At 39.4% G+C, this 12,846-nt stretch carries 10 protein-coding genes and 1 pseudogene; 7 read left to right on the forward strand and 4 right to left on the reverse strand.

Features of this window, described 5'->3' with window-relative positions; translation table 11 throughout:
* Window positions 1-2 precede the first annotated feature (2 nt).
* The gene (locus JL57_RS21840; protein ID WP_034144049.1) at window positions 3-308 is read right to left on the reverse strand and encodes an IS66 family insertion sequence element accessory protein TnpA; all 306 of its coding nucleotides are present in this window, start codon (window positions 306-308) and stop codon (window positions 3-5) included.
* A gap of 72 nt (window positions 309-380) precedes the next feature.
* On the opposite strand from JL57_RS21840, the gene JL57_RS21845 reads away from it, so the two are divergent.
* From JL57_RS21845 to JL57_RS21865, 5 genes are all read left to right on the forward strand, one after another.
* Complete coding sequence (locus JL57_RS21845) at window positions 381-1,421, forward strand: oligopeptide/dipeptide ABC transporter ATP-binding protein (protein ID WP_366557071.1); 1,041 nt, start codon at window positions 381-383, stop codon at window positions 1,419-1,421.
* 22 nt (window positions 1,422-1,443) lie between these two features.
* Window positions 1,444-2,964, forward strand: coding sequence for an ABC transporter substrate-binding protein (locus tag JL57_RS21850; RefSeq protein WP_034144051.1), 1,521 nt, complete (start codon window positions 1,444-1,446; stop codon window positions 2,962-2,964).
* 131 nt (window positions 2,965-3,095) lie between these two features.
* The gene (locus tag JL57_RS21855) at window positions 3,096-4,865 is read left to right on the forward strand and encodes an amidohydrolase family protein (RefSeq protein ID WP_291300400.1); all 1,770 of its coding nucleotides are present in this window, start codon (window positions 3,096-3,098) and stop codon (window positions 4,863-4,865) included.
* 106 nt (window positions 4,866-4,971) lie between these two features.
* Window positions 4,972-6,003, forward strand: coding sequence for an L-threonine 3-dehydrogenase (tdh, locus tag JL57_RS21860; protein WP_034144072.1), 1,032 nt, complete (start codon window positions 4,972-4,974; stop codon window positions 6,001-6,003).
* Between the two features lie 16 nt (window positions 6,004-6,019).
* On the forward strand, window positions 6,020-7,201 hold the full coding sequence (locus tag JL57_RS21865; RefSeq protein ID WP_034144053.1) for a glycine C-acetyltransferase: 1,182 nt from the start codon (window positions 6,020-6,022) through the stop codon (window positions 7,199-7,201).
* A 656-nt stretch (window positions 7,202-7,857) separates the two neighbouring features.
* On the opposite strand, the gene JL57_RS21870 is transcribed toward JL57_RS21865, so the two are convergent.
* Window positions 7,858-8,850: an NADH:flavin oxidoreductase gene (locus JL57_RS21870; protein WP_034144054.1), complete on the reverse strand. Its 993-nt coding sequence runs from the start codon at window positions 8,848-8,850 to the stop codon at window positions 7,858-7,860.
* Between the two features lie 165 nt (window positions 8,851-9,015).
* Here JL57_RS21870 and JL57_RS21875 point away from each other — a divergent pair, with 165 nt between their 5' ends.
* Window positions 9,016-9,909 (forward strand): Fpg/Nei family DNA glycosylase, encoded by an 894-nt coding sequence (locus JL57_RS21875; protein ID WP_034144055.1) that lies wholly within the window; start codon window positions 9,016-9,018, stop codon window positions 9,907-9,909.
* A 33-nt stretch (window positions 9,910-9,942) separates the two neighbouring features.
* On the opposite strand, the gene JL57_RS21880 is transcribed toward JL57_RS21875, so the two are convergent.
* Together JL57_RS21880 and JL57_RS21885 are read right to left on the reverse strand one after the other, a co-directional pair.
* Window positions 9,943-10,773: a TIGR03915 family putative DNA repair protein gene (locus tag JL57_RS21880; protein ID WP_291300401.1), complete on the reverse strand. Its 831-nt coding sequence runs from the start codon at window positions 10,771-10,773 to the stop codon at window positions 9,943-9,945.
* Window positions 10,752-12,053 carry a putative DNA modification/repair radical SAM protein gene (locus JL57_RS21885; RefSeq protein WP_034144074.1) on the reverse strand — a complete coding sequence of 434 codons (1,302 nt, stop codon included), beginning with the start codon at window positions 12,051-12,053 and terminating at the stop codon, window positions 10,752-10,754. Before JL57_RS21885 ends, JL57_RS21880 begins: the two co-directional genes overlap by 22 nt.
* Before the next feature lie 363 nt (window positions 12,054-12,416).
* On the opposite strand from JL57_RS21885, the pseudogene JL57_RS35195 reads away from it, so the two are divergent.
* Window positions 12,417-12,699: pseudogene (locus JL57_RS35195) on the forward strand (CoA-transferase); the annotation flags it as partial.
* Window positions 12,700-12,846 lie beyond the last annotated feature (147 nt).

A 12,846-nucleotide genomic window follows, 5' to 3' on the forward strand; every position in this document is an offset into this window, starting at 1 on the left:
GCTCATAAGGGACGAATAGCAGCAATGACCTCACGAAGAGTCTCCGCTTGAAAGCCCGAATACAGCTCGATGGAAACCGGCCCGATCTTAACAATGATCGGAACTTCTTTGACGGATGTTTGCTTCAACTCAATAAAGGTTTCTTGTTTAAGGTCAGCTTTGTCTTCGCGGTTGCACTTAGTCATCCAGTATCGGAGTGTATTGGTGCTTAGGTTGTTTTCTGAGCACCATGCAGCAGCCGTTTGTCCGGAAGCACGGTAAGCGTTTACCTGCTGGCGTCTGATCCTAGACTGCTCGTCATGTGTCATGGATAATTCCTCCTCAATTAGTCTTGAGGTAATTATCCCAGTTCTAAATGGCTATTGCTATGTGCAGAGTTTTTGACAATTACGATAATAATGGACATAAAATTAAATGCCATCTCTTTTAAGAGAAAAAAGTCAGGAGATGAAAAGGTGACGCAGCCTTTATTACAAACAAAAAACCTTAAAAAGTATTTTAAAACATCGACTGGAAATTTACATGCAGTGGATGGAGTAAATATATCCATAAACAAAGGAAAAACGCTTGGAGTAGTTGGGGAATCAGGATGTGGAAAGTCAACGCTGGGAAGAACAGTATTAAGACTATTGGAAGCAACAGAAGGAGAAGTTCTGTATAATGGGAAAAACATATTAACCTGCAATAAAAGGGAAATGATGAATTTGCGAAAGGAAATGCAAATTATATTTCAAGATCCTTATACCTCCTTAAACCCACGAATGACAGTAAGCGAAATAATTGCAGAACCTTTGATAGTGAATAAAGTATTCAAAAACAATAAAGACATGAACCAAAAGGTATTTAAGCTAATGGAAACAGTAGAACTTTCAGAAAGATTAATAAACACATATCCTCATGAACTTGACGGGGGTAGGAGACAACGAATAGGTATAGCAAGAGCATTAGCCTTAGAGCCAAAATTTATTGTGTGCGACGAACCTGTATCAGCATTAGACGTTTCAATACAAGCGCAAATACTCAACTTGATGATGGATCTGCAAGATGAAATGGGCCTGACATATATGTTCATTACACATAATTTATCAGTGGTAAAGCATATATCGGATGAAATAGCCGTAATGTATCTTGGCCAGTGTATAGAAAGAGCTTCTGGTGATGAATTATTCAATAATCCGTTACATCCATATACAAAAGCACTATTAAGTGCAATACCGGTGGCAGATCTAAGATATAGGAATAAAAAACGTGAAATATTAAAGGGTGAAGTAACAAGCCCGATAAATCCTGCGAGAGGATGTAGGTTTGCGCAAAGATGTACGCTGGCAAGAGAAAGATGTATGGGAACAGATATAGAACTTAAAGAAATATCAACAAATCATTATGTTGCATGTAAACGTGCTGGAGAAATAATTACTTAGTAAAAAAAGGAGTGGATAAAAAGTGAAAGGTAAAATGCTTGCTTATTTATTAGTACTCGCACTGCTTGTAACAATGGTATCAGGGTGCGGTGGAACAGGAACGACAGCTAAAACACAACCGGATAAACCGGTAAAAGACTTAATAGTTCTGGCAATTAATGCTGACATGGGATCCTTGGACCCACTTCATACGTCAACAATAGTTGATAATATGATCTTTAAGAATATATATGATTCTCTAGTTAATAATGATAAATCAGGGGGTTTTGTACCTTCTCTGGCAGAAAACTGGACTGTAGCTGATGATGGAGTATCATATACTTTCAAGTTGAAAAAAGGTGTCAAATTCCAAAATGGAGAAGAATTCAAAGCAAGCGATGTAGTTTTTACAGTTAATGCCGCTATGAAATCACCCTACTTGGCAAGTATAATGGATCCAATAAAAGATGCAGCAGCGCTCGACGATTATACAGTTAAATTTAATCTTAAATATGCTTACTCCCCATTTTTACTAGTTCTTACTCGAATTTATATGCTAAATGAAAAAGCAGTAACAGGAGCAGGAAATAACTATGGTCAAAACCCGGTAGGAACAGGGGCATATAAATTTGTAAAACATGATTCAGGACAAAGAGTTGTATTGGAAAGGTATGACGGCTATTTTAATGGTCCTGCGCCAATTAAAAATGTGGAGTTTAAAGTAATAACCGACTCAAATACTACTCAAATAGCATTGGAATCAGGAGAAATAGATTTTGCTTTTGGAGTACCAGCGATATCAATACAAGGCATTAAAGCCAACAAAGCTCTTGCTACGCATGAATTTGATGCGATACATTTAACTTTTGTTATATTGAACAACACTGTAAAACCATTTGACAATAAGTTGGTAAGACAAGCAATTAACTATGCTATTGATAAGGATGCCCTTATTCAAATAGTGCTGGAAGGAATGGGAAAAAATGCCCAAAGTATATTAAATAAACTTACCTTTGGATACTCGGAAAATATCAAGGGATATGAGTATAACCCTGAAAAAGCTAAAGAGCTTTTAGCTCAAGCAGGATATCCCAATGGTTTTAAGATATCATTTAAAACAATGGATGGACCACTTAAAAAGGGTGCGGAAGTAATACAGGAAAACTTAAGCAAAATAGGAGTAACTACTAGCATAGAAATGTGCGAGCAAAATGCATTTAATAAAGATATGATGTCCGGTAATTATGAGATGGGTAATATGGGGATTACATTAATACAGGATGCAGATAGCTGGGATTTAGTACTTAAAACTAAAGGTGGATACAATTGGGAAAGATATAGTAATCCAAAAGTAGATGAACTATTCAGTCAAGGTAAAAAACTTACTGATAAAAATGAAAGACTTGCAAAATATGAAAAATTAGTACAAATAGTAAATGACGATGCTCCCCTAGTACCATTATTTCACAAAATGGGAATATATTTTAGCAGAAAAGATTTGAAGGTTGGATATATAGATGCATCCGGATACCTTAAAGTAGCGGAAATGAGCTGGGAAAAATAAATCAATTGCGCAGAAAAAGCCGTATTTTTAAGGCTTTTTCTGCGCAAAATTATTTAGTAACTTTTTATTTTTACTATAACAAAAGCTTTTCTTGCGGGTCCATAGATATGGTAATATTGGTTAGGAGGCAAATGATGTTTGACATTATTATCAAGAGTGGGGAAATTATTGATGGTGCCGGAAAAGACTTTTACATATCAGATATAGGTATAAAAGACGGCATAATAGAAAAAATTGGAGATTTAAATGGAGATCAAGCTGAAAAAGTAATAAATGCAAATGGTAAATCAATAACTCCGGGATTTATTGATATGCATTCACATGGAGATGAAACATTATTAATATATCCCAAAATGGAAAGTAAAATCATGCAGGGCATAACTACAATAGTTGGTGGACAGTGTGGAATTTCGCCCGCTCCGATTGATAAATATTGGCCATTTAAATATTACGAAATAGATATTTTGGACGAAATAGAGCCTTATGTATATTCTGCAGGGGATATGTTCCTATTAGAAAATATAAAAGATAAATTAAAAGAAGCATATAATTTAGATGTTGATTGGAAAACTTTTGGTGACTTTCTAAATAAAGTTGAAGAAAAAGGGATATCAGCAAACTATGTACCATTAGTTGGACATGGACAAATTAGAGCACAAGTAATGGGGAAAGATTACAAACGATTTGCAACAGATGAAGAAATAGAAAAAATGAAAGAATATATAAAAGAGGCTATGGAATCCGGCGCATATGGGATGTCTGTAGGGCTTGATTATGTACCAGGTGCTTATTCCAGCTTTGAAGAACTTCTCGAAGTATCAAAAGAACTTAAGAAATATGAGGGTATATATGCAGCACATTGGAGAAAAACAGGATTAAGAGTTGGTACACCTAAAAAACAAAAGAAAATTGATGGCATTATTGAAACTTTAGAAATAGGTAAGCAGCTGGATATACAAGTACAATTATCTCATTTGACTTCAGGCTTTGAAGTATTTCCATCTAAGAATGATTTTATGATGAAATCAGCTGCAAAAGCCACATTGCAAGTGATAGACGAATATTTAAAAGACGGGGTAAAAGTTGCCTTTGATGTAATACCTAATATTGTAGGTGGAATTATTATAGTTCCAAATTTATCAGCTGTTTTTTCACCCTGGATAAAACAATCTGGTTCATTAAATCAATTTATCAATAACTTAAAGGCATTGGATTACAGAGAGCAATTGATAGATATAATTAATTCTGGAAAATATTATCACATAAATCCTGTTGTTTTACCAGATTGGGACGAGTTTGTAACAATTATTGAATCAACTAATAAAAATTATATAAACAAAACAATGAGTGAAATAGCTAAAATAAATAAAAAGTCATCGGTGGAAATGATATTTGATTTGTTAATTGAAGATCCTCAAGCAAAAATATATGCAATAACACAAAATATGAATATGGAAATTGTCAAAGAATTTCTTAGACATCCTCAAGCAACCCTTTGCACAGATACTTTTGCTTTTGATATTAAAGGCACATGGAATTCGGCTGATGAAAATTCTGGATTTTTTCCAGCTCCAAACACTTACTGTGCAATGATAAAATACATAAAAGAACTGGGAATGGAAAGAATTGAGGATACTATTAGAAAAGCAACAGGGAAAGCTGCTGAAGTTCTGGGATTTACTGATCGAGGGCTTATTATGGAAGGTTATAAAGCTGATATTCTTGTTATAGATATGGAAAATTTAGAGACAAATGAAAACTACATAGAGTCAAGAGTATTTCCTGAAGGAATAGAATATGTTTTAGTAAATGGTAAAGTAGTAATTGACAAAGGTAAACATACCGGTAAATTAGCAGGAAAAGTGATCAGGAAAAAAGGGAATGTAAATAATTTTGTGTAAATGGAAATTTTACTTATTTAGATTTGAACGCTGAGAAAAGAACGTAATGGTTCTATTGCCTATTGTAAATGAACGAAAGGGAGCGAAGAGTTTGAATAATAAAGAAATGTTTGCCTTGGTCAAGAGCAAAGCTGAAAAAGGATTATGGTTGGAAAAGGTCCCTGTTCCACAAATCGGACGTAACGATGTTTTAGTGAAAATAAAAAAGACGTCCATTTGCGGTACTGATGTTCACATATATAATTGGGATTCTTGGTCCCAAAAGACCATACCTGTACCAATAACTATTGGACATGAATTTGTGGGGAAAATTGCAGATGTTGGGGATAATGTCCTGGGCTTAAAGATTGGGGAGCGAGTATCCGGTGAAGGTCATTTGGTTTGCGGAGCCTGCCGTAATTGCCTGGCGGGTAAAAGGCATTTGTGCAAAGATACAAAAGGTGTGGGAGTTAACCGCGATGGTGCCTTCGCAGAATATTTAGCAATACCTGCCACAAATGTTTGGCGGTGTAGTCCAGATATTGAGGATGATATACTCTCGTGTTTTGACCCACTGGGAAATGCGGTGCATACGGCCCTATCCTTTGACTTAATAGGGGAAGATGTTTTGATCACGGGTGCTGGTCCCATTGGGATTATGGCGGCAGCTATTTGTAAGCATGTTGGTGCCCGCCACGTAGTCGTGTGCGATATTAATGAATATCGGTTGCAATTAGCAAAAAAAATGGGTGCTACTATGGTGGTAAATACGAAAGACGTAACCATATCAGAGGTTATGCAGCAATTGGGGATGAAGGAAGGGTTTGACGTAGGGTTAGAAATGTCTGGAAATCCCCAGGCTTTTGCGGACATGGTAAAGAGTATGTATCATGGAGGAAAGATTGCCATGCTAGGGATTCAGCAACCAAACACTATCATCGATTGGGATACGGTTGTTTTTGGCTGTTTAACTATTAAAGGAATTTATGGTCGTGAAATGTTTGAGACCTGGTACAAAATGACGACTATGTTGCAAAGCGGTTTGGATATTTCCGGTATTATTACCCATAGATTTGATTTTCGAGATTATGAAAAAGGATTTGAAGCCATGAATTCTGGGATGTCAGGCAAGGTTGTTTTGGATTGGTCAAAAATCTAGTTGCTGGAGGGAAATCATGAAAACGGCTGTTAAATATATAAAGCAAGAAATTGAAACTATTCAAGAAGCAGGTACTTACAAGGAAGAAAGGATAATTACCTCACCACAAAGTAGCAGAATAGATACTCAAGACAAAAAACAGGTACTTAATATGTGTGCTAACAATTATTTGGGATTATCTAACAATCCGGACTTAATTGCTGCGGCAAAAGAGGGCTTAGATAAGTGGGGTTTCGGTCTTTCTTCTGTTCGTTTTATTTGCGGTACTCAAGAAGTGCATAAAAAATTAGAGAGAATGGTCAGTGATTTTTTGGGGATGGAGGACACCATTTTATATTCCTCTTGTTTCGATGCCAACGGGGGCTTATTTGAAACTTTGTTAGGAGCAGACGATGCTGTTATCAGCGACGAACTTAACCATGCTAGCATTATCGATGGAGTTCGTTTATCCAAAGCAAAGCGTTTGAGATATAAGAATAATGACATGGCTGATTTAAGGGCCAAGCTAATCATGGCGGGTAATGCCAGAATTAAACTGATAGCGACAGATGGCGTTTTCTCTATGGATGGATATATTGCTAATTTATCAGGTATTTGTGATTTAGCTGAGGAATATGATGCGCTGGTTATGGTTGATGATAGCCATGCTGTTGGATTTATGGGAGAAAAGGGACGGGGTTCTCACGAGTATTGCGGGGTGATGGACCGTGTGGATATTATTACTGGCACCTTGGGTAAAGCGTTGGGTGGTGCGTCCGGAGGATATACCAGTGGTAAAAAGGAAATAATCCAGCTTCTTCGGCAGAGAAGCCGGCCGTATCTTTTTTCCAATACTCTGGCACCTTCCATTGCTGCGGCATCCATCAAAACACTGGATATGTTAAACGTTTCTACTGTATATCGAGATAAAGTGCATGAAAATACACTTTATTTTAGGGAACAAATTACCAAGACTGGTTTAGATGTGCTGCCAGGCACTCATCCTATTGTGCCTATCATGCTGTACGATGCTAAAGTAGCATCGGAATTTGCTCGACGGATGCTGGAAAAGGGAGTTTATGTAATCGCCTTTTCATATCCTGTCGTTCCTCAGGGAAAGGCAAGAATTAGACTCCAGGTCTCGGCTGGCCACAGTAAAGACGATTTGGACTTTGCGGTTACTTGTTTCAAGCAAGTAAAAGAAGAAATGGAACTCTAATCATGAATTAATTCGACCTGTGCGGTTAAACGGCCCATTTATTAACATTAATTCAATGGATGATACCTACAGAACAACCTGCCTAAATAGAATTATGATAGTACTCAGAAAGATATCTTGACGGAGGTACGCTGAGTATGAAGATGAAAATCACTGTCGAAATAGAAAATGCAGATGGCTGTATTGAAAGTAAGGAACACGGCTGTAAGTAGAGGACTATTCGTTAACCGATAAGGTTTCTTATACAGATCCATTTTTTGCAATCCGTTTTTGCGAGCCGATGTAACCCAACCTCATGGCCACTTAGCATTAAAGCATAGCGGTAGCGAGTAAAATAAAATTTCGGCATAGAGCCGAAGAGGTGCGTGTATTCAGCCTCTGCGGTTTCCATATTTCCCTTTTGGGCGATGAAATCTGCCTTATCGCAGATTAGAGTTCCTTTCTCTTCCTCATCATCGGTTCTTGATATCAGATGATCCGACGCTTCTAAAAATTCTTGGGCAAGTTGCTCGTGGTTTTGACAGGTCGATCTTTCACTTAGTGCGGTATGGGAGGCTAGTCAAGTTAGTGAACGTTGTGGAACTAATTTGGCGGTAATAGCGTTTCCCATAGTTATAGGGGCTGTTAATCAAAGGCAGTGGGGTAAATTTAACTTATTAACGCAGGCTATTGATAGCTCGCTCTGCCCATTTGGAATTATTAAGGATCGCTCTTCCTACACCAATTAGGTCTGCTTTCCCGTCTGCTAGCAATTGTTCAGCTGCTTGCACTTCGGTAATTCCACCAGTGAGAATCACTGGAATGGACATCACTTTTTTGATGGCCTCGCTGAGCGGTGCAAAATAACCTTGTCCGCTAAGGTCAGGTGCGATATATCCTGTGAAACCGCCAGAAATGTCAAGAATGTTAACACCGGCGTTTTCAAATTTTTGGGCGGCAACTTGACTATCCTCGATAGTAATTCCCCCTTCTCTAAAATCTGACGCACCTAATCGTAAAAGAATGGGGAAATCATCACCGACAGCGGCGCGTATCGCTTCTATGACTTGCAGGTGGAGGCGAACACGATTATGGACATTTCCACCGTATTCATCGGTACGTTTGTTGGTTAGCGGAGAGAAAAATTGATTGAGAAGGTAACCATGGGCGGAATGGATTTCCACGCCATCAAAACCAGCCTCTTTAGTACGTCGAGCTGCAGATTGAAAGGACCTGATGATATTCGCAATTTCCTCGAGGGTAAGTTCATTCGGCATACTCCCTCTACGTGGGTGAGAGACTGCTGAAGGAGCTACAGGAGTAGTCCCGGTAATTTCTGGAGTTGTGTTGCTTCCGGCGTGGTTTATTTGCATCACGGCTTTAGAGCCATTATGATGAATGACCTCCGCCAATTTCTTTAGGCCCTCAACCACGCTATCGTCAGAAACGGAAAGCTGCAGGTCACTTGCTTTACCATCTAACTGGATATAACTGTGTTCTATTATGATAAGCGAAAGGTAGCCGCCTTCGGATTTTTCTGCATAGTAGTCTAGAATTGACTGGTTTACTTTCCCATCAGGATCTGCTTTCGCGGTAGCCATCGGTGGCATTACCAAACGGTTAGTTAGTGTTAACGGGCCTGCTTGTACTGGTTTAAGTAAATAGAACATAAATCAAACCTCCTTGTATAATACAGCTATATTTTATAGCTGTTGAAATGCTTTGGCAAGAAGGGGAGCCAGCAATGACAAAAAAATCGCAGGGACCATACATTTATTCCGGCCGTAAGTGGAATTATAGAAGCCAAGTGAAGTGAGAAGTGATGGAGGTAAATTATGCCTGAAATTCCTGAGATGGAGATATACAAGGACTATTTAAACAAATGGGTTAAGGATAAACGGATTAGTGAGGTTAATGTCTTACGGGTCAAAAGTGTTAATCTGGAAAGTACGGATTTTTGCAGGATCGTCATCGGTAAACGGATTAAAGACATTACCCGCAGGGGCAAATACATTATTTTTCATCTTGACGACGGCCACTTTCTCTTGACTCACATGATGCTGGATGGCAGGCTATTTTTATTGCCATTAAAGGACACGAAAAAAGACCAATCGATTAAGGAAGTAATGTCTGAGGTTGTAAATAGTGAGGCAGAGAATTTGCGTCAAAGAATAAAGGAACTACCTGAAAAACCAAGTGTCATTTTTGGACTATCTGACGATTCAGTGCTCTTCTTTTGTCGTCTTACTCTGGGCTATTTGCACTACCTGAGGAAGGATGAACTTGAGACTAAGTTAGGAGTATTGGGAAACGATCCATTAGATCCTAACTTTGATGCCCAAGAATTTATTCGATTACTCAAAGGGAAAAAAGGAATGATCAAACCCTGGCTAATGAATCCCAAAAATATCGCTGGAGTAGGCAATGCTTATTCTAATGAAGCATTGTTTGGGGCGGGTATTTTGCCCAACCGTTTGATTTCGACAATAAGTATTGCTGACAGGGTTAAGTTGTACGATTCCTTGATAAATATTCTTCGGGATTCTATTCGCCTTGGCGGAGATATGGAGGAACCGTTCGCTCCTTGGGACGATTTTACCGGTGGATATAATTCGTATTTTAAGGTGTATGACCGGTCTGGTAAACCATGTTCAGTTTGTCAAAATGTTATCGAAAAGTCCGAGGTTGGGGGTCGGAATGCGTTTTTTTGCTCGCTCTGTCAACAATAATATGACGAATACCTTTAGCTTGACAGGATCGTCTCACTTGCGAGTTGGATATTTGAACGGGGAATCTAAAGAACCTACCGAAGTTGGTGGTAGTTCAGTGGCAGTTTCCGCCACATGCCATTGAAATTCGGTCATTTGCCCCCAATACCGTTTCGGCATCAAAGTCATGCGACACCGTGGATTATTTCTACCTTCAATGGCAATCGTTTTATAGAATTGCTTCCATAAACGACGGTACTCAACTTCAGTACCATTAACTTCTGGCAACGTTAACTCGTCGACAAACATCAACTCAGCTTTTTGTGACCGATAAATTAAGGCCATACTGTGAGTTTTATCATAAATCATAAACGATTCGTTACGGAATCGGTCGCTAAAATGCAGTGATAGAAGGGGCAACACAAAGTTTTTGGGTTCTATCACCGCCACAAGCACCTCGCCATAAACGGAAAACCGGACAAATCCTTTAAACTTATGGCTTTCTGAGGTTAAGTGGCGTACTGCTTTTTGGAGGGAACAAACCGTATCATCCGTGAGCATCGTCATAACCTTGCTCCCATACTTAAACCCCAAACGCAGGAAATGATAGATTAATAATTCTTTGTGCGGAGCACACGTTAAAAAACCGAGCTTAACCAACTCCTGTGCTTGGGACGAAATCTTCAAAGGAATTGAGTTAAAAACTCTTTCCGCCTTATGTTCGTCCGTCTCAATCCATTTCGCTGTATCAAAAAGGCCCTGCTGTACACCCGGGGGGCGGATGACGCTAGGGATCTCCTTTTGCTCGTAGCTTTCAAAAACGCAACACATTAGTCCTACAAAGCTACCATCATAAGCGTAGATTAGATCTGTCCTGTCAGGCATTGCTGCACATCCTCGCTCCTAATGAAAGGCTCCCTAAAAAGTGACAGCTGTTCTGGATAATGAGACGTAAGCTTAAACTGATCGGACATAAGCGCTCTAATTGCTTCATCTGACGTTATTTTTAAACCTTCCATGATTTTTCCCTTACAGGTAATAAAATACTGCGCGCGTTTCAGGACAATACCCATCTTTTTAAGTCCAGAAAAATCAATCGGGCTGCTTCTCCTAGCTGTAAGAATACGCATGGCACTGGTCACGCCGATTCCGGGCACTCGTAAAAGCATCTCATAGGGCGCTTTATTAATCTCAAGAGGAAACTTCTCTAAATGGTTGAGTGCCCAATTGCATTTGGGATCAACCTGTAAATTAAAATTGGGATTTTGTTCATTAAGCAGTTCTTTTGCTTCAAAGCCGTAAAACCGTAAAAGCCAGTCGGCCTGATAAAGCCGATGCTCACGCATGAGAGGTGGTTTGATATCTACAGAAGGCAGCAGTGAATGTTCAGCCACCGGCATATAGGCAGAGAAAAAGACCCTTTTAAGATGGTATTTTTTATAAAGCCCTTCGGTTAGGGTTAATATCTTATGGTCTGTGTCAGGCGTCGCTCCCACAATAAGCTGTGTGCTTTGACCGGCCGGCACAAATTTAGAAGCATGACGAAATTTTACAAGGTCAGTACTGTTTTCCTGGATCTTAGTACTAATCAGTCCCATCGGACGCAGAATGGACTCCTTCGTCTTGTCCGGGGCTAAGAGCTTTAGACTCTCCTGAGAAGGCAGCTCAATGTTTATGCTCATCCGGTCGGCCAAAAGACCCAAGCGAGTAATGAGCTCACTATCTGCTCCAGGTATGGCCTTGACATGAATGTAACCGCCAAAGTGGTATGCGTTACGCAATAACTCAAGAGCCTTAATCATTTGCTCAATAGTATTGTTTGGATTTTTAATCACCCCAGAACTAAGGAATAAACCCTCTATGTAGTTACGTCGATAGAAGTTGATCGTAAGTTCTGCAAGTTCTACAGGCGTAAACCCCACTCTTACGATATCGTTTGATACACGATTGACACAGTATTTGCAATCAAAGACGCAGATATTAGTCATGAGCACTTTTAGTAAAGATATGCAACGCCCATCTGCCGAAAAGCTATGACATATCCCAGCTTTTGCAGCGCTACCTATAGTCCCTTGCTTGCCACTTCGATTTACACCGCTGGAGGTGCAGGCCACATCATATTTAGCTGAGTCTGACAAGATCGTCAATTTATCATAAATATCAATGTTCAACACCCCTAACTTCGCAACTATTAAATACTATAATACGAAACATATGTTCTTGTCAAAGAGAAAAAAGCCAAACGTTTGTAAGGGGTGTGATCGAGGTTTCAGCCATTCGTTTTGACTTTCTAACTCTAGCCCGGGTTTAAAGCCGCCTGAACGAATACATGATGCTCATCTTCGATATATACTGGCATTTGTCTAGAAATCCAGGATGATTATCGTACCGTATAGATAAATCCATATTTTGTTGGCATAGTAATTGCATCAAATACATATAGACAAGGATGGGGGAATGTGATTAAGTTACCATAGTTCCCCCATTTCACTCTAAGGAAGGTTGAAATTGACAAAAAGACAAAAGTAATACGTCTTGAAGAAGCTATCAGCAAGATTGAGAATGGCGTTAGTAAGCTCATTGCAACCCACATAGGCACGAACAAAGAAACCGGAAGGCAAATGTCAGCCGATGAGCTTGAAGTAAAGTTGGTACCCCAAGGAACGTTAGTCGAGCAGATTCGGGCAGCAGGCGCGGGTTTAGGGAATTTTGACTCCAACTGGGATTGGAACGATTGTGGAGGAAGGCAAGCAGAAGCTTGTAGTCAATGGTACAGAATATCTTCTGGAACTCCCTGTTCGCGCTAATCTATTAATGAGGAGTTGTTTCACTGGCAGTCCCAGAGCCGAACGACGGAGGAATCTATAACCGGGCAGAGGGATATCAACCAATTAACCAGTGGAGGGAATGTGTTGTTCTTTGTCAGGGAGTACAAAGAGGAGACGAAATTTACATCAC

Source organism: Desulfosporosinus sp. BICA1-9 (assembly GCF_000802135.1).

Excerpts from the sequence above, each read along its gene's own strand:
- JL57_RS21870 (WP_034144054.1), bottom strand. The coding sequence starts at position 8,850 with ATGTTCTATTTACTTAAACCAGTACAAGCAGGCCCGTTAACACTAACT.
- JL57_RS21865 (WP_034144053.1), top strand. The coding sequence starts at position 6,020 with ATGAAAACGGCTGTTAAATATATAAAGCAAGAAATTGAAACTATTCAA.
- tdh (WP_034144072.1), top strand. The coding sequence starts at position 4,972 with ATGTTTGCCTTGGTCAAGAGCAAAGCTGAAAAAGGATTATGGTTGGAA.
- JL57_RS21855 (WP_291300400.1), top strand. The coding sequence starts at position 3,096 with ATGATGTTTGACATTATTATCAAGAGTGGGGAAATTATTGATGGTGCC.
- JL57_RS21840 (WP_034144049.1), bottom strand. The coding sequence starts at position 308 with ATGACACATGACGAGCAGTCTAGGATCAGACGCCAGCAGGTAAACGCT.
- JL57_RS21875 (WP_034144055.1), top strand. The coding sequence starts at position 9,016 with ATGCCTGAAATTCCTGAGATGGAGATATACAAGGACTATTTAAACAAA.
- JL57_RS21880 (WP_291300401.1), bottom strand. The coding sequence starts at position 10,773 with ATGCCTGACAGGACAGATCTAATCTACGCTTATGATGGTAGCTTTGTA.